Below are 22,394 nucleotides of genomic sequence, written 5' to 3'. Positions count from 1 at the left end.
CGGACCGGGCGGCGTACGGTGAGCGCACGCGGTCCGGGCATCCTGGCAAGAATCTCCCTTTTGCCTCTCTGCTGTGAAAGTTTGTGCCACACTGGCCCCGTGAGCAGCAGCACGCCCGGGGGGCCGTGGGTCGTCGGGCTCGACGTCGGGGGGTCGGGGAGCCGCCTCCTCGCCCGTCGCCTGCCCGCCGCGGCAGGGTCCGGTGCGGGTACGGACGACGTCGCGCTGTCCGGCCGACCGGTCGCGATCGGGCCGACGGGGAGCGACGCCGCGGACGTCGTGCGTGACCTCCTCGACGCCCTCCGTGCCGCGGTCCCCGCTCTCGCCGCGGACGGCGTCGCCGCGGCCGCGGTCGGTGCGACCGGCCTCGCGTCCCTCGTGCGCGACCCCGCCGAGCTGCACGCCGCGTTGCGCACGGGCCTGCCTCCCGCCGCGGGCCCCGCGGTCGACGGCGACCCGTCCGTCCGGCCCGGCCCGCGCACCGCCGTCGCGGCCGACGCGCTCACCGCGCACCTCGGCGCGCTGGGCGGCCGTCCCGGCGCCGTCGTGGCGGTCGGCACCGGGGCGATCGCGCTCGGCACCGACCTGCGGACCGTGTGGCACCGCGTCGACGGGTGGGGCCACCTGCTCGGCGACCTGGGCTCCGGGTCGTGGATCGGCGCGCAGGGGCTGCGGGCCGCGGTCGCCGCGCACGACGGCCGCGACTCCGGCGGCTCGCCGGCGCTGCTCGCCGCCGCCGTCGCGCGGTTCGGCCCGGTGCCGTCGTGGCCCGGGCAGCTCTACACGCGCCCCGACCGCGCCCAGGTGCTCGCGTCGTTCACGCCCGACGTCGCGGCCGCGGCCCGTGCGGACGACACCGTCGCGCGGCAGGTCCTCGCGGGCGCCGGGACCCACCTCGCGACGACGCTCGCCGCCGCGCTCGTCGACGACGTCCCGCCGCTCGCCGCCGCGACCGGCGGGGTGCTGGGGATCGGCCCGCTGCTGACGGACGCGTTCCGGGCGCGGCTCGCCGTGCTGCGGCCGGACGTCGCGCTCGTCGACCCTGCGGGCACGCCGCTCGACGGCGCGCTGCACCTCGCCGCGCGCCTCGCGACCGAGCCGGGCTCCGTCGTCGAGCACGCGCCCTGGCTCACGCTCGGCGACCACGCCGCGCCACCGACCGCCGTGCCACCGACCGCCGCGCCACCGACCGCCCTGCCGCCGGGCGCGCCCGGCACCGCCCCGCACCCGACCACCGCCGAGGAGACCCCATGACCGCCGACGGCCTCGTCCGCATCCGCCAGGCCCTGCCGAGCCTGCGGCCCGCCGAGGCGCGCATCGCCGAGGCCGTGCTCGCCGACCCGGCGGCCGTCGTGGGCAAGACGATCACGGAGCTCGCCGCGCTCGTCGGGACGTCGCAGGCGACGGTCGTGCGGTTCTGCCGCGCGGTCGGGTACGCCGGGTACCCGGAGTTCCGCATCGACCTCGCGCAGGCGACGAGCCGCCGCGCCGTCGAGCAGGAGCGCGCGAACGTCGCGCACGGCGAGATCGACCCCGACGACACGCTGCACGACGTCGTCACGAAGATCGCGTTCCACGAGGCGCGCACCATCGAGGAGACGGCGCGCATGCTCGACCTCGACGCGCTGGAGCAGGTCACCGCCGCGGTCGCGCAGGCGACGCGGATCGACCTGTTCGGTGTCGGGTCGAGCGGGCTCACGGCGCAGGACCTCGCGCAGAAGCTCCAGCGCATCGGGCTGCTGTGCTTCGCGTCGCCGGACCCGCACGTCCAGCTCCAGTCCGCCGCGCTCCTGGCCGAGGGCGCCGTCGCCGTCGGCGTCTCGCACAGCGGGCTCACCGTCGAGACGAACGACGCCCTGCGCATCGCGCGCGACCGCGGCGCGACGACCGTCGCCGTGACGAACTTCCCCGAGTCGCCGCTCGTCGAGCACGCGGACCTCGTGCTCACCACGACGGCGCGCGAGACGCAGTTCCGGTCCGGCGCCCTGTCGAGCCGCATCGCGCAGCTCGCGCTCGTCGACTTCCTGTTCGTGCGCGTCGCACAGCGCCTGTACGACCGCACGACCGCGAACCTGCGCGCGACGTACGAGGCCGTGCAGCCCCACCGCCTCGGCTACGACCGCCGGACGCGCCCGTGACCGCCGTCGAGACGCCCGGCCTCGAGCTGCGCACGGACCTCCTGACGCGGGTCGCGCAGGCGCACGACGCGTCGCACTACCTCCTGCGGCCCGAGGTCGTCGTGCGCGCGCACGACCGCGACGGCGTCGTCGCCGCGATGCGCGAGGCGTCCCGCCGCGGGCTGCCGGTGACGTTCCGCTCCGGCGGCACGAGCCTGTCCGGCCAGGCGTCGGGCGCGGGCGTGCTCGTCGACACGCGCACGCGCTTCACCCGGGTCGAGGTGCTCGACGGCGGCGAGCGCGTGCGCTGCGAGCCCGGCGCGACGCTGCGGCTCGTCAACGCGCACCTGCTGCGGCACGGGCGCCGGCTCGGCCCGGACCCGGCGAGCGAGATCGCGTGCACGATCGGCGGGGTCGTGGCGAACAACTCGTCGGGCATGTCGTCGGGGACGGCGCGGACCGCGTACCGGACGGTCGAGGCGATGACGGTCGTGCTCGCGAGCGGGACGGTCGTCGACACGGGCGCGCCCGACGCCGACGCGCGCCTGCGCGCCGCCGAGCCCGCGATCCACCGCGGTCTCGCGGAGCTGCGCGACCGCGTGCGGGGCAGCGCGGCGGCGCGCGCGGAGATCGAGCGCCAGTTCTCGATGAAGAACACGATGGGCTACTCCGTCAACGCGTTCCTCGACCACGACGAGCCCGTGAAGATCCTCGAGCACCTGCTCGTCGGGAGCGAGGGCACGCTCGGCTGGGTCGCCGACGTGACGTTCCGGACGGTGCCGCTCCTCGCGCACGCCGCGACGACCCTCCTCGTGCTCGACTCGCTGGAGCACGCCACGGACGCGCTCGTGCCGCTCGTCGCGTCGGGCGCGGAGGCGATCGAGCTGCTCGACGCGGCGTCGCTCCGCGTCGCCGCGGCGGACCCGGCCGCCGATCCCTCGATGCGCTCGCTGGCCTCCGGGGCGGGCATCCACCGGCAGACCGCGCTCCTCGTCGAGTACCGCGCGGCGACCCCCGACGGTCTCGCGCCCTTCCAGGAGGCGGCGCGCGACGTCGTCGGCTCGCTCGCCGGCTTCCTGGCCGTCCCCGCCACGGTGACGACCGACGCCGCGACGCGCGAGCGCCTGTGGCGCGTGCGCAAGGGCCTGTACACCGCCGTCGCGGGCGCGCGGCCCGCGGGCAGCACCGCGCTGCTCGAGGACGTGGCCGTCCCCGTCGCCGACCTCACCGCGACGGTGCGGGACCTCGGCGCGCTCTTCGAGCGCCGGGGCTACGGCGACGCGGTGACGTTCGGGCACGCCAAGGACGGCAACCTGCACTTCATGATCACGCCGCGCCTCGGCGACCGCGCCGAGCTCGACCGGTACGCGGCGTTCAGCGACGACCTCGTCGACCTCGTGCTCGGCCACGGCGGAACGCTCAAGGCCGAGCACGGCACCGGCCGCATCATGGCGCCGTTCGTGCGGCGCCAGTACGGCGACGAGCTCTACGCCGTCATGCGCGAGGTCAAGCGGCTGCTCGACCCGCACGGCCTGCTCAACCCGGGCGTCGTGCTCACCGACGACGACCACGAGCACCTGCGGAACCTCAAGGTCGAGTCGTCGGCGGGCGGGGACGACGCGGCGCTCGTCGACCGCTGCGTCGAGTGCGGGTACTGCGAGCCGGGCTGCCCGTCGCGCACCGTGACGACCACGCCGCGCCAGCGGATCGCGCTGCTCAAGGAGATGGCCGCCGCGCCGCCCGCCGAGCGGCGCGAGCTCGAGCGGCAGTACGCCTACCAGGGCGTCGCGACGTGCGCCGCGGACTCGCTCTGCGTCGAGGCGTGCCCCGTGGGCATCGACACGGGCGTCGTCATGAAGGGCCACCGCGCGCGGTCGCAGCCGCGGCTCGTGCAGCGCGGGGGAGCGGCCGCCGCCGAGCACTGGGGGACCGTGGTCACGGGCCTGCGCGCCGCGCTCGGCGTCGTCGAAGCGCTCCCGACGCCGCTGGTGCGCGTCGCGTCCGACGTCGCCCGCGGGGTCGTCGGGACGGACGTCGTGCCGCGCGTCGACGCCGACCTGCCCGGTCCCGGGCCGCGCCGCGGGACCACGGCCGTCGTGGCCGACGGCGGCGACGCCTCCGCGCGCGCGGTGCTGTTCGCGTCGTGCATGGGCGAGCTCTTCGCGCCCGCCGGGGCCGGCCTGCCCGGGGGCGCGTGCGGCAGGGACGGCGCGGGCCGCCCGGTCGGGGCCGAGGCCGCGTTCCGGGCGCTGTGCGAGCGGGCGGGCGTCGGGCTCGTGGTCCCCGACGGGATCGGCGGGCTGTGCTGCGGCACCCCGTGGTCGTCCAAGGGCCTGCCCGACGGCGCGGCCGCCATGGCCCGCAAGGTCGTGGACGCGCTGTGGGTCGCCACGCGCGAGGGCGAGCTGCCGGTCGTGTGCGACGCGTCGAGCTGCACCCACGGCCTCGCCGAGACGGCGCGCCACCTCACCGGGACGGACCCGCGCGACGAGCAGGCGCGCGACCGGTTCGCCCGCCTGCGGGTCGTCGACGCCGTGACGTTCGTGCGCACCGACGTGCTGCCCGGCCTCGCGGCGCGCGGGGTCGACGTCGCGCGGGCGGGGGACGTCGTCGTGCACCCGACGTGCGCGACCGTGCACCTGGGCGCCGTGGACGACCTGCGGGCCGTGGCGGAGGCCGTCGCCGAGCGCGCCACCGTGCCGACGGCCTGGGGCTGCTGCGGGTTCGCGGGCGACCGGGGGATGCTGCACCCCGAGCTCACCGCGGGCGCGACGCGCGCCGAGGCGGACGAGGTCGCGCACCGCGCCGGCACGCTCCCCGAGGGGCGCTTCGACGCGTACGTGTCGAGCAACCGGACGTGCGAGATGGGCATGTCGCGCGCCACGGGCGAGGACTACGTCCACGTGCTCGAGCTCCTCGAGGCGGCCACGCGCCCCGGCGCTACCGTCTGAGCCGCGCGCGGTCGCGCCTCGGTCGGCGCGCTCGGCGCGGTCGCTGCGACGCGGGGAGGCGGCAGACCGCTCGTCGTGGTGCATAGGGAGAGCTGACCGGTGGACGCCACCGCCGGCACGCCCCCAGGAGGACGACCGGATGGACGGCATCACCGCGATCGCGCAGCGCGTGGCTGCCATCGAGGCGACCCTCAGCCCCGCCCGCGCCGTCGACGTCCGCACCGTCGACGCCCGCGCCGCGGACGCGGTCGCGAGCGGCTCCGGCGCGCGCTTCGACGAGCTCCTCAGCACGGTGCTGGCGGGCTCGACCGGCACCGGCAGCACCCCGGTGGCGGGCGCGACCGGTCCCGACCGGACGCGCACGGTCGACGGCGTCCCCGGCGACCTCGCGGCCTACGGCAACGGGAAGATCCCCCGGACCGCCCTGCAGGAGGTCGGGACGACCGGCCACCGCCTCTGGGCGCCCGCGGGCCAGGCGCTCGAGGGCCTGCTCGCCGAGGCGGCGCGCGACGGCGTCCGCATCGGCATCACGGACTCCTACCGGTCCTACGACGCGCAGGTCGACGTCGCCGCGCGCAAGGGCCTGTACTCCCAGGGCGGGCTCGCCGCCGAGCCGGGGACCAGCCCGCACGGCTGGGGCATCGCGGTCGACCTCGACCTGGACGACCGGGCCCAGGCGTGGATGCGCACCAACGGCGGCCGCTTCGGCTTCGTCGAGGACACCCCGCGCGAACCGTGGCACTGGGTGTACCGGTCCTGACCACCGCGGTCGCGACCTTGTGCGGTAGGCGTCGCAACAACCGCTCGGCCGCGGTCGCGACCTCGAGCCGCCACGCTGGGGGTCTGGTCGGCGGTCACCGGGCCGGCAGCCCCGACCGTGCTCGCAGGTCGTCACCGGACGTCGTCGCGCCCTCGGCGGCGGCGCGACGGGCCCCGTCGACGTCGTCGAGCACGCAGGGCTCGGACAGCCAGAACAGCGTCTCGCGCAGCGACTCGAGGTTGTCCCCGGCCATCAGCACCGCGGCACCGCGCCCCTGCCGGGTGATCCGCATGATCTGTAGCTCTTGCTCGGCCTCGTCCACCAGGGCCGACAGCCTGTCCCTCGCCTCGCTCAGAGCTACCGACTTCATGCGCTCATACTGTCCGGACTACGAGCCTGTGAATAGCCTCATTCTTGCCAAAGAGGCACCCCCTTCTTCCCGTGCTCGCGGCCTTCTCGGCCCACGGGACGCCGGGAGGCCCGCGCAGCGGGCGTGCAGGCCGTCGGCCTCGACGTGCTCGACGGCGGATCGTTGGCGGGATCTCTGCGCGCTCGAGGTCAGTTCCCGAACCCGACAGCGCAGTCAGGATTCGGCTGCGTTCCTGCCTGTAGTCCGTGCATCGGCGGACTTTCGACTTTTGATTGACACCCGACAGAAGCCTCGTAGGATGACGACCGAGTGGTAGGTGAATTTCACCCGACCGCTACGGCCCGACCGCCTCCGCGCGTGCCCCGGTGCACGTGGTGGCACTCTCCGTCCGCACGACGACGTGCGGGGGGATCGCGCTCGACGACGAGACGAGGAGGACCACCGGGCAGGGGGCGCGCAGCCCTCCCACCAGCACAGACAGACCGAGCCGCCCTGATTCCGTCGTTGGCGCGACGGGGGCGACCCGGTCCGGATGACCCCTCACAGGCGACTGAACCTCACAGGAGCGGCATCAGATGAAGGATATCGACCGGCGTACGCGCCGGAACCGGCGGGTGACCGCGGCTCTGGCCGCCGGCGCCCTCGCGCTCACGGGCCTGGGCGCGGCGACGGCACCCGCCGTCGCGCACGACGGCGTCGACCACGGCGCGGAACCGGGCGCCGAGGCGGCGCTCGACTGGTCCAACTACGAGCGCGTGCTGCTGACGAAGGACGTGGGCGAGCCCATCGACCTCGCGATCCTCCCGGACTCGCGCGTCCTGCACACGGCCCGCAACGGCGACGTGCGGCTCACGGACCCGGCGACGGGCGTCACGCGCGTGGTCACGACGCTCGACGTCTACGCGAACTCGGAGGACGGCCTCCAGGGCGTCGCGCTCGACCCGGAGTTCGAGGACAACGGGTGGGTCTACCTCGTCTACGCGCCGCGCGACGCGGACGGCGACGGTGTCGCGGACACCCCGACGGGCAACGCGCCCAACTCGCTCCCGGCGGGCGAGGACGAGAGCTACTGGGACCGCTGGGTGGGCGTGAACCGCCTCGCGCGGTTCCAGTGGACGGGCGACACGATCGACCTCGCGAGCGAGCAGGTGATCCTCGACGTCGAGGTGCAGCGCGGCCAGTGCTGCCACGTCGGGGCGGACATCGACTTCGACGGCGACGGCAACCTCTACCTCACGACGGGCGACAACACGCCCGCGAGCACCCCGGGCGCGAACGGCTTCGCGCCGAACAACGACGCCCCCGGCATGAACCCCGGCTTCGACTCGCGTCGTGGCGCGGGGAGCACGAACGACCTGCGAGGCAAGATCCTGCGGATCCACGTCGAGGACGACGGCTCGTACTCGATCCCCGAGGGCAACCTGTTCGCGCCGGGCACCGAGGGCACGCGCCCCGAGATCTTCGTCATGGGCGTGCGCAACCCGTTCCGGTTCGAGGTCGACCCGGAGACGAACTCGCTCTCCTGGGGCGACTACGGCCCCGACGCGACGAAGGCGGTCGCGGAGACCGCGGGCCGCGGGCCCATGGGCCTCGTGGAGTGGAACGTCGTCTCGCTCGACGACCCGCACAACGCCGGCTGGCCCTACGTCCAGGGCGACAACTTCGCCTACAACGACTGGGACTTCGCGACGAGCACCCCGGGGGAGTTCTTCGACCCCGAGAACCTCGTCAACGACTCCCGCTGGAACACGGGCCTGCGCGAGCTGCCGCCGGCCCGCGCCGCGACGCTCTGGTACGGCGACAACCCGGGCGACCAGCCGTGGGACGAGCTCGTGAACTTCGGCTCCGGCTCCGGCCAGGCGCCGATGGGCGGCCCCGTCTACCACTACGACGCCGACAACCCGTCGACCACGAAGCTCCCCGAGTACTGGGACCGCAAGGCGTTCTTCGGCGAGTTCTCGCAGGACTACCTCGCCGCGTTCACGGTCGACTGGGAGGCGTTCGACGTGACGCACATCGAGGACTTCCTGCCGAACGCCGCGCTCGCCGCGGCGGGCCAGCCGCCGCACGACAACCCGATGGACCTCGAGTTCGGTCCCGACGGCTCGCTCTACGTGCTCGACTACGGCGACGGCTTCTTCCGCGCCAACCCCGACGCAGGCCTGTACCGGATCGACTACGCCGAGGGCAACAAGGCGCCCCAGGCGCGCTTCACCGCGACGCCCACGTCGTCGTCGCAGGCGCCGCTCGAGGTGACGTTCGACGCGTCGACGTCGTCCGACCCCGAGGGCGACGACCTCACCTACGCGTGGGACGTGGACGGGGACGGCACGTTCGACGCCGAGGGCGTCCGGACGACGCACACGTACACGGAGATCGGCGCGTACACCGCGCGCCTGCGCGTCACGGACGCGTCGGGCAAGTTCTCCCTCACGTCGCGCGTCATCTCCGTCGGGAACCAGGCGCCCGAGGTCACGATCGAGTACCCGGCCGACGGCGCGTTCTTCGACTGGGGCCAGGCCGTCCCGTACAAGGTGACCACGACCGACGCCGAGGACGACCTCGGCGGCGGCGAGGCGCCGACGCCGCACCTCACGTCGGGCGACCAGATCGGCGAGTGGCTCGCGGACGCGATCGGGCACGACGTCCTCGTCGAGACGCTCGGGGTCGACGCCGAGACGCTGGGCGAGGCCTCCGGCTTCACCCTCGACGAGCTCGTCGCGATCTCCGGCGGCGCCGTCACCGCGCAGATGGTGGCGGACGTGCTCGAGGCGTACGCCGCCGCGTTCGACGACCCGCAGGCGGGCTCGGGCACCGTGTGCTCGCGCGTCGCGTGGACGTACGGCCTCGGGCACGACGAGCACGCGCACCCCGAGTCCACGGGCACGGGCTGCACGGGCGCGTGGCGCACCGACCCCAACTCGCCCGAGCACGGCCCGGGCGCGCTCCTGTACGGGGCGGTCGTCGTCACGTACACCGACGCGGGCCACAACGGCCTCCCGCCGGCCACGGGCGAGGCGACGCTGCGCCTCAACCCGAAGGAGCAGCAGGGCGAGCACGCGATCGGGCGAGAGGGCGTCGAGGTGTTCGCCGACGCGACCGCACGGGGTGGCAACGCCGTCCGCGGGCTCGGCGCGGGCGACTTCCTGCGGTACGACCCGGTGAGCTTCGCCGGGATCGATGGCGCCGTGGTCCGCGCGAGCGGCGGCGGCGAGCTCGAGCTCCGCTGGGGCGCGGCCGACGCCGAGCCGTTCGCGACCGCCGTCGTCCCCGCGGGCGAGGGCTGGCAGGACGTGGAGATCACGTTCGACGCCCCCGAGGGATCGGGCACGCTGTTCGTGACGTCGTCCGACGAGCTCGCGGTGGACGCGATCACCATGGTGGGCGCGGGCGCGGCGGACGTCACCGCCCCGACCGTCGCGCACACGCTCGCGCCGGAGGCGCCCACGGGCGTCGGCGGCGTGTTCAACGAGCCGGTGCGGTTCTCCGTGCAGGCCACCGACGACGGCGCGGTCGCGAGCGTGCAGTACTCGCGCGACGCGGGCGCGACGTGGACGAACCTCGCGGCGAACCAGCAGTACGGCGTGACGTTCTCGCAGGACGGCGCGTACGACCTGCTCTACCGCGCGACCGACACGGGCGGCAACGTCTCCGAGGCCGGCGCGGTGTCGTTCACGATCGACCTCGACGCCCCGGACGAGCCGACGGTCGCCTCGGCCACGACGGTCTCCGTCGGCGCCGCGCGCGTCTCCTACGGCGCGCCGGGCGAGGCCGTCGTCACGGTCACGGGCGAGGGCGGCACGCCCACGGGCGAGGTCGTGCTCACCACGGGCGAGACCGAGGTCGGGCGCGGGACGCTCGCGGACGGCACGGCGACGATCGCGATCGACCCGTCGCTCGCCGTCGGGACGCACACCCTCACCGCGACGTACGGCGCCGACGGCGTCTACACGGCGTCGGCGGGGACCGTGCGCCTCACGGTGGCCCAGGCCCGGTCGACCACGACGGGCAGCGTGGCGCCGAACCCGGTGAAGCCCGCCGTCGCGGCGAAGGCGACGCTCCACGTGGAGTCGTCGACCGGCGTCGTGCCCACGGGCGACGTGCAGGTGACGGTGCGCAAGAACAACGGCACCGTCGCGTCGCTCACCGGGACGCTCGACGCGGCGGGGGACGTCGTCGTGACGCTCCCCAAGCTCGCGGCGACCGGCACCTACCAGGTGCAGGCCCGCTACCAGGGGTCCGCCGGGGTCGCGCCCAGCACGGTGAACCTCACCCTCACGGTCCGCAGCTGACCGTCCCACCGGTGGCCCGGGCGACCCGCCCGGGCCACCGGCCCCCAGGCGTCCCCGGGTGCGGTCCCGGGGCGGCTCACCTCGAAGGAGAGACATGAGTTCACACCACCACCCGACGGTCTCGGCCAAGCCGATGACCCGTCGCAACCTGCTCAAGGCGCTCGCGGCGTCGTCGGTCGCCGTGGGCGTGGGGGCCGCCCTCGGTCCGTCGGCGGCGAACGCGCTCGGCGGCGCCCTCCCGACGGCGGTCGCGCCGTCCGGCGGGCGCAACCGGCTCGTGCCGGTGAACCGCATCGGCATCCAGCTCTACACCGTGCGGGACAAGGTCAGCTCGCTCGGGTTCCGGGCCGTGTTCGAGGAGCTCGCCGACATCGGCTACTCCGAGATCGAGTTCGCGGGCTACACGCAGGGGAGCGTCGGCGCGATCACCGTGCCGGAGATCCGGCAGCTGCTCGACGACAACGGCCTGCGGGCCGTCGGCGCGCACGTCAACCTCACCCCGGCGAACATCGACGCCGAGATCGAGAAGGCGCTCGCGCTCGGCATGCCGCACCTCGGCCAGGGCGGCCCCATCGCGGGCGGCTACGGCGGCCCCATCCCCAAGGCGCAGTGGCTCCAGGCCTGCGAGACCTGGAACCAGATGGGCGAGAAGGCCCGCGCGGCGGGCCTCAAGCTCTACTCGCACAACCACGCCCAGGAGTGGGCGTTCACCAGCGACGACCCGAACCAGCGCGTCTACGACCTGCTGTGGGACAACCTCGACCCCGAGCTCGTGTTCTTCGAGATGGACGTCTACTGGGCCTACGTGGGCCGCCACCTGTACCCCGGGTTCGAACCGATCGACTACGTCACGCGCGACCCGCGCCGCTTCCCGATCCTGCACCTCAAGGACGGCAAGACGAACGAGTCCAGCGGCAACGGCTACGACATCATCGAGTTCGGCGCCGGCGACATCCCCTACCAGGCGTTCCTCTCCCAGCTCCGCGACCGAGGGCAGCGGTTCGGGCTGTACGAGCAGGACAACGCGGCGACCGTGGCCGAGCCCGGCAACGCCCTCAACTCCCTGGGCAACGCCCGCCGCAGCTACGGCGAGATCTCCTCGCTCCGCGGCTGACGCGGACCGACCACACCTGACAAGGAGCATCACATGAAGTGGAAGTGGAAGGTCCCGGCCGCCGCGCTGCTCGCGGTGGCCACGGCCACGGCGGTCGCGCCCGCGGCGCAGGCCGCCGACGTCGAGTGCACGACCGACCTCGGCGACCGGACCGTCAGCGGCGACCTCGTCGTCCCCGGGGGCGCGGACTGCGTCCTCGGTGGCGCGACCGTCGAGGGCGACGTCGTGGTCCAGCCGGGCGGCTGGCTCGACGCGACGTCCGTGACCGTGGGGGGCGACGTCGTCGCGACCGACGCGTACGGCGTGCTGCTCGACGGCACGAGCGTCGCCGGGGACGTCAGCGTCTACTCGGCGGGCACCCGGAACGGGTTCCTGTACCTCAACGACCTCACCGTCGGGGGCGACGTCGCGGCCGGGGGTGTGGACGTCGAGATCAGCGACTCGACCGTCTCCGGCGGGCTGCTCACGCAGGAGGCGAGCTACGTCGACCTGCTGCGCACGTCCGTGCGCGGCGACGCGACGCTCGACGGCTCCGCGTTCGGCGTGACGGTCGCGGGCGCCGTGGTCGGGGGCACGCTCACCGTGAGCAACGGTGCGCGCGACCTGCTCGTCGGCGCGACGGCGTCCGGCGAGGCCGACGAGTGGGGCAACGCGGTCGCGGGCGACCTCGTGCTCAGCGGCAACGCCGGCAACCTGCGGGTCGCGGGCACGGCGGTCCAGGGCACGATCCGCGCGACGGGCAACGACCCGGCCGCCGTCTTCGGGCCCGGGAACACCGCGGGCGGCGTCGAGGGAGACCACACCGGTGAGGAGCCGGGGGCTGCGCCCGAGGGCGACCAGGCCGTGGCCGTCACCGTGCCGCAGCAGTCCGGGGGCGAGCTCACGTGGTCGCTCGAGGGCTCGTCGCGCCTCGTCGACCTCGGCGTCGCCGACGAGGAGCTCAGCTACTACCAGGCCCAGGGCCAGCTCGTCCCCGTGCGCGTGCAGGACACGCGCGCGGGCGACCCGGCGTGGTCGGTCACCGGCCAGGTGTCCGACTTCACGGCGGGCGGCCAGACGGTCGACGGCAAGCACCTCGGCTGGACGCCGGGCGTCATCGAGAACGGCGGCGACGCGGTCGCCGGCGCCCCGGTCGCGTCCGGGTTCGACGAGGGCGAGGGCCTCAAGCAGGCACGCACCCTCGCGCGGGCCGACGAGGGCCACGCGCGCGGCGCGTCCGTGGTCGGCGCCGAGCTCGACCTCAAGATGCCGCTCGACACCCCGCGCGGCACCTACACCGCGACGATCACGCTCACCGCACTGGGCTGATCCCGCGGGACACCGCAGCCCGGCCCGGCACGGGTCGGGCGACCGGTCGGCCACCACGCACGCCGTGGTGGCCGGCCGGTCCGGCGGCTCTCGTCCGAGCCGCCCCACCTGCACCGACGAAGGACCGAGCGCATGACCCACCGCCGCACCTCTCCCGCCCCCGCGTCCCGCGCCCTGCGCGCGCTCGCCGGGCCCCTGCTCGCGCTCGCGCTGACCGCCGCGCCCGCCGCCGCCGCGCTCCCGGGGGACGCCGCGGCCCCCGGCCACGTCGCGCCCGCCGCGCGGACTGCCGTCGCGACCGACGACGCCCCCGCGCCCGACCCGGAGCAGACCGTGCAGTGGGGCGTGCGTCCGGGAGACACCGCCCAGGGCGTCGACCGGCCCAACTTCGCGTACTCGCTCGCGCCCGGCGGCTCCCTGCGCGACAGCCTCGTCGTCTCGAACCACGGCGACACCCCGCTCGCGCTCGCCGTCTACGCCGCCGACGGCTTCCTCACCGACGACGGCACGCTCGACCTCCTGCCCGCGGGCGAGGAGTCGACCGCGCTCGGGTCGTGGATCGCCCTCGACCAGGCCGAGGTCGAGATCCCTCCGCAGGAGCGCGTCGAGGTCCCCTTCACCGTCACCGTGCCCGACGACGCGACCCCGGGAGACTACGCCGCCGGAGTCGTGTCGTCCCTCGTCGTGGTCGCCGAGGACGGCGTCACGACCGACCGGCGGCTCGGCTCGCGCGTGCACCTGCGGGTCCAGGGCGAGCTCGCCCCGGCGCTCGCGGTCGACGACGTGCGGCTCGCCTACGACGGCACGCTCAACCCGTTCGCGCCCGGCAGCGCGACCGTCACGTTCACCGTGACGAACGAGGGCAACGCGCGCGTCGCGCCGGCGACCGCCGTCCGCGTCTCCGGCCCGTTCGGGCTCGGCGCGACGTCCGCGACCGACGTCGACGTGCCCGAGCTGCTCCCCGGCTCGTCCGTCGAGCGGACCGTCGAGGTCGACGGCGTCTGGCCGCTCGGGCGCGAGGTTGCGACGCTGACGGTCGGCGGCGAGGTCGTGCCGCTGCCCGGGACGGTGCCCGACCCGGAGGTCGTCGTGCCGGGCGTCGTCGCGACCGCCACCACCTGGGCCGTGCCGTGGGTCGCGCTCGGCCTCCTCGCCCTCGTGGCGCTGGTCGTCGTCTGGCGCGTCCGCGCGCGGCGCCGGGCGCGGACCGCCCAGCAGCGCGCGGTCGACGCCGCCGTCGCCGCCGCGCTCGCCGAGCGTGCCGCGGGTGGGGCGGACGAGGCGCGGGCCGAGGACTCCCCGACCGACCCCGACGCCGTGGGCAGCCCGGCACCGGACCACGACCCCGTGGCGAGACCTGCGCCGTGAGGTGACCGGGCCGGAGCGACGGTGGTGGAGACGGCGTCACCTGGCGTGGCTGAGCGGCGCGGCGCCTTCGATACGGTGCGGGGGTGCAGCTCGAGTGGACACAACCGTTCCGGTGGGGCCTCCTCCTGGCTTTCGACGAGCAGGAGTCCTTCGACCTCCCCCCGGACCTCGGCGACGAGGCGATCGCTTCGTCACCTTCCTGCCTGGCGGTGCCGGTGCTCCATGCCGCCGACGTCGACGTCTCGGACGACTGGCCCGAGGACGTAGATCCTCCGACGGCGACGGTCACCGTGACCGTCGTCGTCGGTGAGCCCTTGCCCACGGGGGCCGCGGAGTTCGACGGACAGCTCAGCTGCCCGTCCGGGCGCCTCGCGATCGGGGACGCCGAGAACGAGCGCACCCTCGACGTCCCCCGAGGGCCGCTGCGTGTACAGGTCGACCGAGAGCCCGCTGAGTACGCGAGCCACGTGACGATGCGCATCGCCGCCCTGGAGCCGGACTGACGCCGGGGAACCTCGGCTCGAGTCCGTGGAGCGGTACCAGGCCCCGCGCCTGAGCGACCCCACCACGCGCGACGCGGGCTCAGCCTTCCGGCCGCGTGACGTCGTCGTGCGGGACGAGCACCTGCACCCCCGGCCGGTCGAGGACGGTCGTCGTCGTGGCGTCGAGGGTCTGCCAGGTCTCGTCGCTGAACCCGTTGCCGGTCGACCGCACGAGCACGGCGGACGACCCCGACGTCAGGTAGCGCAGCGCCTCCTCCTGCCACGCGAGGTTCCGACGGCGCGGCACCGGCTCGCCGGCGGCGTCCCGCGCGCCGTGGTCGTACGAGTACCCCGACAGGTCCACGGGGAGCTCGCAGCCGCGCTCGAGGTCGCGGCTCAGCACGTCGAGGACGGCGAGGACCCCGGGGGAGTCGGCGCGGACGCAGCCGTCGTCGGGGAGCGCCGCCGCCACCTCGGCCGTCGGGAACGGGGCGAGGCGCGGCGCGGTCTGCACCGCGGCCACGAGGAGGGCCGTGGCGCCGATGCTCAGGAGCGCCCCCGCCGCGACCCTGCCCGGGCGGGGCAGGAGCGAGCACGCGGCGGCCAGGACGAGGACCAGCGCCGGTGCCGAGAACGCCGCGTACTGCGGGTACGCGGACGGCGAGAGCAGCAGGACGCCCACCTGCACCGCGAGCAGCACGACCCACAGCCGCCCGCGCCGCCCGACCCACGCCGCGACCGCGGCGACCGTCGCCAGCGCCAGCACGGTCCACGCCACCACGAGCTGCTCCTGCTCCGGCACGAGGTCGCGCAGGCCGCCCGTCCCCGTGAGCCACACGAGCCGCTGCTCGAGGTCCGTCGTCGCCGGGGGCCGGGTGAGCTGGTCGAGCACGACCATGCGGACCATGTCCGACCCCGCGGCGAGGAGGAACGGGCCGAGCACCGCCACCAGCGCGACGACGGCGCCCGCGGCCGCGCGGGCCGCGGTGCGCCACCCGGCGACGACCAGCAGCCAGAGGAGCACGACGAGCAGCGGCACGACGCCCCAGATCTTGACCGTCGCACCGAGCGCGAGGACGGCACCGCCCGCCCAGAGCCACGGGCGCTCGCGGCCGGTGCCCTCCTGGCGCCGGTCCAGGCCGCGGAGCAGCAGCACGACCCCGCCGAGCAGGCACAGGGAGCCGAGGGGTTCGAGGAGGGTGAGCCGCTCGGCCCACGCCGCGGCGTACGACAGCGCGTAGAGGACGCCGCCCACGACGGCCGCCGTCGTGCCCCACCGGCGCGCCACGCGCGTCACGAGCACGGCGTTGGCCGCGCCGACGAGCATGATGCCGACGCGCGCTGCGACCAGGGCGTGGTCGTCGCTCGTCCACGTGGTGAGCGCCGCGAAGGGCGTCAGGGCGAGCGTCGAGCCGGGCGGGTGCAGCAGGAGGAAGTCGCGGTAGGGCACGCGGCCGTGCACGAGCGCCACCGCGGCCGAGAAGTACACGCCGTCGTCGTAGCCGCGGTACCCGCCGATCCCGGCCGAGCCGCCGACGAGGTGCCACCGCACGAGGAACGCCAGGCCCGCCACGACGGCGGCCACGACCCACCCCCACCGCGCGGCAGCGGGCGCTCGGCGCGGGGCACGGGCTGCCAGGCTCACACCCGCCAGTGTGCGCCGGGGCCGCGGCGGGCGCGCGACGCGTCCCCCTAGCGGGACCCGACCGGGCGCTCCCGGCCGGGCTCCGGCAGGTCGTCGGCCGGGGCGGGCACCGCCGGGCGCGGCAGGGGCCGGACCTGGCCCGCGACCGCGAGGGACAGCACCGTCGCGGCGCAGATCACGAGGAGCGCGTGGCGGGCCCCGACGCCGTCGACCAGCAGGCCGAGCAGCGGGGGAGCGCTCAGCATCGCGACCGTGGAGAACGACGTCGCGACCGCGACGCGGGGTGCGGCGTGCGCGGGATCGTCGGACGCCGCGGCGATCGCGACGGGGTTCGCGAGCGCGGCACCGCAGCCCCACAGGACGATGCCGACCCACGCGAGCGGGAGCGTGGGCGCGAGGCCGAACACGAGGAGCCCGACGAGCGCCGAGGCGCCCGACGCCCGGAGCACGGCGACGCGACCGAACCGGTCGATGAGCCCGGTGCCCGCGAACCGGAACACCGTCATCGCGCCGACGAACGTCCCGTACGCCACCGCGCCGAGCGCCTCGCGCACGTCGAACCCGTCGACCACGGCGATCGACAGCCAGTTGCCCGCCGAGCCCTCGGAGAGCGACGACGCGAGCAGCACGAGCCCGATGAGGAGGGTGCGCGGCTCGCGCCACGCGGCGAGCGCCGCGCGGACGCCCGCGCCGCGCCGGGGTGCGGGGGCGCCGTCGGCCGCCGCCGTGCGCGCCGCGGCCCGCTCGGGCGCGATCGCCGTCGCGGGCGCGATGAGGAGCGCGCGGGCGGCCGTGACGACGAGCGTGACGACGACGACCTGCGTGGCGATGCCCACGTGCGCCCACGAGAACGCGGCGGCGACGAGCGCCCCGCACGCCGCCCCGATCGAGAAGGCCGCGTGGAAGTGGGGGAGGATCGCACGCCCGACGTGCTGCTCCACCGACGCCGCGCAGATGTTGATGGGGACGTTGGTCAGCGCGCCGCACATGCCGTTGAGGAACGCGCCCGCCGCGAACACGCCGACGCTGCCGGTCGCCGTGCCGAGCGCGACGAGGCCGAACCCGACGACGTTCGCGGACGTCGCGACGACGAGCGTCGTGCGGCTGCCGAAGCGCGCGACGACCGCGCCCGTCACGACGACGGCCGTGAGGGTGCCGACCCCGCCCACGACGAGCAGCGCGCCGAGCTGGCCCGAGCTCAGCCCGAGCGCCTCGCGCACCGACGGCAGGCGGCTCATCCACGACGTGCCGACGACGCCGAACAGCGCGAACTGCACCATGAGCGCCCACCGCGCGCGCGAGACCACGGCGCGGTCCGTCAGGGCGCGCGCCGTCCCGGAAACCGGAGGGTTTGTTGACACTTGCCCGAGTCTACGGAGCGAGCGGGCCCCCGGGCCTCCGTTTTCCGCGGCGGCGACCCGTCAGAGGCGGACGGTCCCCGCGACGCACGTGACGCTCGACCCGCCGACCCAGACGGTCCCGGCGCCGTCGCGCTCGACGTGCACGCGCCCCGCCCGGCCGAGCGCGGCGCCCTGGGCGGCGACGTAGCGCCCGGGGAGGCGCCCGTCGCGCGTGAGCCACTGCCCGACGACGGCGTTGAGGCTCCCGGTGACCGGGTCCTCGGGGATGCCCATGGCGAGCGCGAACCCGCGCACCTCGACGGCGGTGCCGTCGGGGCCGCCGTCGTCCCCGTGCAGGCCGGCGACGCCCACCGAGAGGTCGGGGTGCTCCGCGCGCAGCCGGGTCCAGTCGGGCGTCAGCCCCGCGACGCGCGCGGCGGAGTCGAGCAGGACGACGCGCCAGCCCGGACCGTTGTCGAGCACGCGGTGGTCGAGGACGGCCTCGTCGGGGACGCCGAGCGCGGCGACGATCGCCGCGAGGTCCTCGGCCGGGACCGGCTCGTCGGCCAGCAGCGCGGGCGCGGCGAACGCGAGCCGCTCCGTGCCCTCCTCGCGCCGGATCGTCACGAGCCCGACGCCGCACTCCTGCACGACGACGTCCCCCGCGCGCGGGCTGCCGCCCGCCTCGAGCCACGCGTGGCACGACCCGAGCGTCGGGTGGCCCGCGAACGGCAGCTCGCCCGCCGGGGTGAAGATCCGCAGGCGGTAGTCGGCGCCGCCTGCGGCGCCGTCGGGCGTGGGCGGCAGGAGGAACGTCGTCTCGGAGAGGTTGGTCCAGCGCGCGAAGGCGGCCATCTGCTCGTCCGTGAGGCCGACGGCGTCGAGCACGACCGCGACGGGGTTCCCGAGGGTCGGCGTGCGGGTGAAGACGTCGACCTGGGCGAACGGGCGGGACGCGGTCCGGTCGGCGATGTCTCCGTGGCGTGCGGTCATGCCGTGAGCGTACGTCCCCGCTGATGGGAGCACTTTTGTCGACGGTGCGACGGAAGTTGTAGACACATCGATAGAACGGGGGCTAGCCTGTCCAGCGTTGTCATCGACGGGGCCAGGCAGGGGTTACGCTCCGTGGACTCGTAGTCCGACCGAGTAAGGAGCAACGATGCTCGAACGCACCAGCCTGCCGGTGTCCCGCCGGATCAGGTACCGACGCGGCGCGGCCGCCCTCACCCTCGGCGCCCTGGTCGTCGCGGGCTGGGCCGTCCCCGCCGCGGCAGAGCTCCCCGAGCAGGAGCCCGGCGTCACGCTGCGGACCTTCCAGCTCGCGCAGAACCCCGGCGGGGTCTGCACCCTGAAGTCCGGGCAGACGCCCAACGTCGACAAGCTCATGCCGACCATCGACTGGTCCACGGCCGAGCAGTTCGGCGCCGAGGACAACTTCATCTCGCAGGTGAGCGCGAACCTGCACGTCCCGGCGGACGGCCAGTACCAGTTCCGCGTGACCAACGACGACGGCGCGCTCGTCTACATCGACGGCCAGCTCGTCCTCGAGAACGACGGCCCCAACGACTCGACCTCCGTCGAGGGCAGCGCGACGCTCACCGCGGGCGTGCACGACCTGCGGGTCGACTACTACGAGGGCAGCGACAAGCAGCGCCTCACGCTCGCGTGGAAGACGCCGGGCAGCTCCTCCTTCCAGGTGATCCCGACCTCGGCGCTCAGCACCGAGGCCGGCGTCGTGCGCGTGACCGCGCCCGGCTACAAGTACTGCGAGGGCGCGACCGACACGGCCGGCGACGGCCTGCGGCTCGACTCCGTCAACCCCAACTACGAGCTCGTCGACCTGCGCCCCGCGGGCTTCGAGCCCAAGGTCTCCGGCCTGGCGTTCACGCCGGACGAGCAGCTCGCCGTCGTGACCACGGGCGAGGTCAGCTCCGGCGGCTGGCGCCCCGACCCGGTGTCCGGCGAGGTGTACTTCCTCGACGGCGTCACCACGGCCGACGGCCCCGAGGACGTCACGGCGACGCTCGTCGCGGACGAGCTCCTCAACCCCATGGGCATCGAGGTCGTCGAGGACTCGATCTTCGTCTCGGAGCGGTACCAGCTCACGCAGCTCACCGACCCCGACGGCGACGGCTTCTACGACACGCACACGAAGATCGCGGAGTGGCCCGACGGCGGCAACTTCCACGAGTTCGCGTTCGGCCTGATCCACGACGAGGACTACTTCTACGTCAACCTCTCCGTGGCCATCAACAACGGCGGCGCCACGACGAACCCGCAGCCCGCGGCCAACCGCGGCACGTCGATCAAGATCGACCGCGAGACGGGCGAGGTGAGCTACGTCGCGGGCGGCCTCCGCACGCCGAACGGCATCGGCTTCGGCCCCGAGGGCGAGATCTTCGCGACGGACAACCAGGGTGCCTGGCTGCCGTCGAACAAGCTCATCCACATCCAGCAGGACAAGTTCTACAACCACTACACGAACCCGGCCGGGCCGTTCGACTCGAACCCCGTCGCCCCGCCGGCCGTGTGGCTGCCGCAGAACGAGATCGCCAACTCCCCGGGCAACCCGATCCTCGTCGAGGACGGCGAGTTCGCGGGCCAGATGCTGCTCGGCGACGTCACGTACGGCGGCATCCAGCGCGCGTTCCTCGAGAAGGTCGACGGCGAGTTCCAGGGTGCGGTCTTCCGCCACACCGCGGGCCTCGAGGTCGGCGTGAACCGCGTCATCTACGGCCCCGACGGCGCGCTCTACGCCGGCGGCACCGGTGAGGGCGGCAACTGGGGCGAGTCCGGCAAGCTCCGGTTCGGCCTCCAGAAGCTCGTCCCCGTCAACGAGGACTCCTTCGACATGAAGGAGATGCGCGTGGTCGAGGGCGGCTTCGAGATCGAGTACACCGACCCGGTCTCCGACGAGGTCGTCGAGAACCTCGCCGACGCGTACCAGATCAAGCAGTGGCGCTACGTGCCGACGCAGCAGTACGGCGGCCCGAAGGTCGACGAGCAGCCGCTCTTCGTCACGGACGCCCAGGTGTCCGAGGACCGCACGACCGTCACGCTGAAGATCGACGGTCTCAAGCCCGGCCACGTCGTCTACGTCCGGTCCCCGCGCCCGTTCGCCTCGGCCGACGGCGCGGAGCTCCTCAGCACCGAGGCCTGGTACACGCTCAACTCGCTGCCCGGCTACGTCGCCCCGGCCGACCGTGGCTGGTACGAGGCGGAGCTGGCCCAGCCCCTCGGCGGCTCGAGCATCGGCTCGGACCACAGCAACTACTCCGGCTCCGGCTTCGCCGCGGGCATGACGAGCGTCGGCTCCGGCCGCACGTTCTCCGTGACCGTCCCCGAGGCGGGCACCTACCCGGTGAACGTGCGCTACGCCAACGGCATCCACCCGTACACCGAGCTGCGGTCCAAGAACGTCTCGCTCCACGTGAACGGCCAGGACCTCGGCCAGTGGAACTTCCCGACCACGGGGAGCTGGAAGGACTGGGGCGTGCAGACGCGCGACCTCGAGCTCCAGGCCGGCACGAACACCGTCACGCTCGCGTACGAGACGGGCGACCAGGGCAACATCAACATCGACGTGCTCTCGATCGGCGAGAACCCGGACATCTGCACCCCGGGCGAGGTCGAGGACGGCTACACCGCCCTCTTCGACGGCACCCTCGCGAGCCTCCAGGAGGGCTGGCGCATGGCCGGTCCGGGTGGCTTCGGCCGCCAGGAGGACTGCTCGATCCAGGGCGCGGGCGGCATGGGCCTGCTCTGGTACAACCAGGAGCTCGGTGACAGCTACAGCCTGAAGCTCGACTGGAAGCTCCTCAAGGACGACAACGGCGGCGTGTTCGTCGGGTTCCCGAACCCGGGCGACGACCCGTGGGTGGCCGTCAACAAGGGCTACGAGATCCAGATCGACGCGACCGACGCCGCCGACCGCACCACGGGTGCCATCTACACGTTCCAGGGTGCCGACGCCGCGGCCGTCGAGGCCTCGCTCAAGCCGGTCGGCCAGTGGAACGCGTACGACATCCGCGTCGAGGGCGACCGCATCCGGGTCTACCTCAACGACGTGCTGGTCAACGACTTCACGAGCAGCGACCCGGCCCGCCTGGTCAACAGCTTCGTGGGGATCCAGAACCACGGCAACGGCGAGATGGTCAACTACCGGAACATCCGGTTCAAGGAGCTGACCGACGAGCCCGTCGAGGAGCTCGCGATCTCGACGACGGTCCAGACCCGCTGCCTCGCGGGCAAGGTCTACGTCGCGGTCCGTGCCACGAACGACGACACGGTGCCGGCGGACGTCACGCTCACGACGCCGTTCGGGACGAAGACGGTGACCGGCGTCCAGCCGGGTGCCTCCGCGTACCAGTCGTTCGCGACGCGTGCCACGTCGGTCGAGGCCGGCGTCGCGCAGGTCTCCGCGACCGGTGACGGCCGGACGTTCGAGGCGGACGCCGCCTACGAGGCCGTCAGCTGCGGCTGAGCCGATGACCCGGGGCGGGCGGCGTGAGCCGTCCGCCCCGGGTCGCACCGGGCGGGGGCGGCGGCACGAGCCGCCCCCGCCCGACCCGTCTCGTCCGGCGCCCGGCAGGGCGTCCCCGCAGGGCGGAGCGCGGTCCGACGGCGCTCCCACCCTCGCGTAGGGTG

Annotated in this window: 14 protein-coding genes; 10 read left to right on the top strand and 4 right to left on the bottom strand. The window is 74.7% G+C overall.

All coding sequences use genetic code 11. From position 1 onward, the window contains the following. Positions 1 to 99 precede the first annotated feature (99 nt). The 4 genes from RSE42_RS18450 to RSE42_RS18435 all read left to right on the top strand — a co-directional run bounded on the left by RSE42_RS18450 (position 100) and on the right by RSE42_RS18435 (position 5,828). Positions 100 to 1,254 carry an N-acetylglucosamine kinase gene (locus tag RSE42_RS18450; RefSeq protein WP_308821138.1) on the top strand — a complete coding sequence of 385 codons (1,155 nt, stop codon included), beginning with the start codon at positions 100 to 102 and terminating at the stop codon, positions 1,252 to 1,254. Beyond that, positions 1,251 to 2,138 (top strand): MurR/RpiR family transcriptional regulator, encoded by an 888-nt coding sequence (locus RSE42_RS18445; RefSeq protein ID WP_021482220.1) that lies wholly within the window; start codon positions 1,251 to 1,253, stop codon positions 2,136 to 2,138. Before RSE42_RS18450 ends, RSE42_RS18445 begins: the two co-directional genes overlap by 4 nt. After that, positions 2,135 to 5,068, top strand: a complete 2,934-nt coding sequence (locus RSE42_RS18440; protein ID WP_415297495.1) for an FAD-binding and (Fe-S)-binding domain-containing protein — start codon at positions 2,135 to 2,137, stop codon at positions 5,066 to 5,068. The genes RSE42_RS18445 and RSE42_RS18440 overlap by 4 nt, the downstream gene beginning before the upstream one ends. 139 nt (positions 5,069 to 5,207) lie before the next feature. Further along, entirely contained in the window at positions 5,208 to 5,828 is a 621-nt protein-coding gene (locus RSE42_RS18435; RefSeq protein ID WP_137281310.1) for a D-alanyl-D-alanine carboxypeptidase family protein, read from the top strand. A 94-nt stretch (positions 5,829 to 5,922) separates the two neighbouring features. Here RSE42_RS18435 and RSE42_RS18430 read toward each other — a convergent pair whose 3' ends face one another. Next, entirely contained in the window at positions 5,923 to 6,198 is a 276-nt protein-coding gene (locus RSE42_RS18430; RefSeq protein WP_415297494.1) for a type II toxin-antitoxin system Phd/YefM family antitoxin, read from the bottom strand. A 614-nt stretch (positions 6,199 to 6,812) separates the two neighbouring features. On the opposite strand from RSE42_RS18430, the gene RSE42_RS18425 reads away from it, so the two are divergent. The 5 genes from RSE42_RS18425 (at position 6,813) to RSE42_RS18405 (ending at position 14,783) form a co-directional block, all read left to right on the top strand. After that, positions 6,813 to 10,490, top strand: coding sequence for a PQQ-dependent sugar dehydrogenase (locus RSE42_RS18425; protein ID WP_415297493.1), 3,678 nt, complete (start codon positions 6,813 to 6,815; stop codon positions 10,488 to 10,490). 94 nt (positions 10,491 to 10,584) lie between these two features. Next, a complete protein-coding gene (locus RSE42_RS18420; RefSeq protein WP_034651214.1) occupies positions 10,585 to 11,604 on the top strand; it encodes a sugar phosphate isomerase/epimerase family protein in 1,020 nt (339 codons plus the stop codon). A 33-nt stretch (positions 11,605 to 11,637) separates the two neighbouring features. Continuing rightward, a complete protein-coding gene (locus tag RSE42_RS18415; RefSeq protein ID WP_051028446.1) occupies positions 11,638 to 12,912 on the top strand; it encodes a hypothetical protein in 1,275 nt (424 codons plus the stop codon). Positions 12,913 to 13,044: 132 nt separating this feature from the next. Beyond that, the gene (locus tag RSE42_RS18410) at positions 13,045 to 14,280 is read left to right on the top strand and encodes a WxL protein peptidoglycan domain-containing protein (protein WP_391513172.1); all 1,236 of its coding nucleotides are present in this window, start codon (positions 13,045 to 13,047) and stop codon (positions 14,278 to 14,280) included. An 83-nt stretch (positions 14,281 to 14,363) separates the two neighbouring features. Continuing rightward, complete coding sequence (locus tag RSE42_RS18405; RefSeq protein ID WP_043660404.1) at positions 14,364 to 14,783, top strand: hypothetical protein; 420 nt, start codon at positions 14,364 to 14,366, stop codon at positions 14,781 to 14,783. Between the two features lie 79 nt (positions 14,784 to 14,862). On the opposite strand, the gene RSE42_RS18400 is transcribed toward RSE42_RS18405, so the two are convergent. Genes RSE42_RS18400 through RSE42_RS18390 form a run of 3 tightly spaced genes read right to left on the bottom strand, consistent with a single transcriptional unit; the run spans position 14,863 to position 18,740 of the window. After that, entirely contained in the window at positions 14,863 to 16,407 is a 1,545-nt protein-coding gene (locus RSE42_RS18400; protein ID WP_415297492.1) for a glycosyltransferase 87 family protein, read from the bottom strand. A 47-nt stretch (positions 16,408 to 16,454) separates the two neighbouring features. Further along, positions 16,455 to 17,768 (bottom strand): MFS transporter, encoded by a 1,314-nt coding sequence (locus RSE42_RS18395; protein WP_415297491.1) that lies wholly within the window; start codon positions 17,766 to 17,768, stop codon positions 16,455 to 16,457. 60 nt (positions 17,769 to 17,828) lie between these two features. Next, a complete protein-coding gene (locus RSE42_RS18390; protein ID WP_415297490.1) occupies positions 17,829 to 18,740 on the bottom strand; it encodes a PhzF family phenazine biosynthesis protein in 912 nt (303 codons plus the stop codon). 166 nt (positions 18,741 to 18,906) lie between these two features. Here RSE42_RS18390 and RSE42_RS18385 point away from each other — a divergent pair, with 166 nt between their 5' ends. Continuing rightward, positions 18,907 to 22,230, top strand: a complete 3,324-nt coding sequence (locus RSE42_RS18385; protein ID WP_415297489.1) for a family 16 glycoside hydrolase — start codon at positions 18,907 to 18,909, stop codon at positions 22,228 to 22,230. The last annotated feature ends 164 nt before the right edge of the window (positions 22,231 to 22,394 follow it).

Source organism: Cellulosimicrobium sp. SJTW-1 (genome assembly GCF_047716875.1).
Taxonomy (GTDB): Bacteria; Actinomycetota; Actinomycetes; order Actinomycetales; family Cellulomonadaceae; genus Cellulosimicrobium; species Cellulosimicrobium funkei.
The sequence above is the reverse complement of the archived record's forward strand: the minus strand, read 5'-3'. Positions and strand labels throughout refer to the sequence as shown.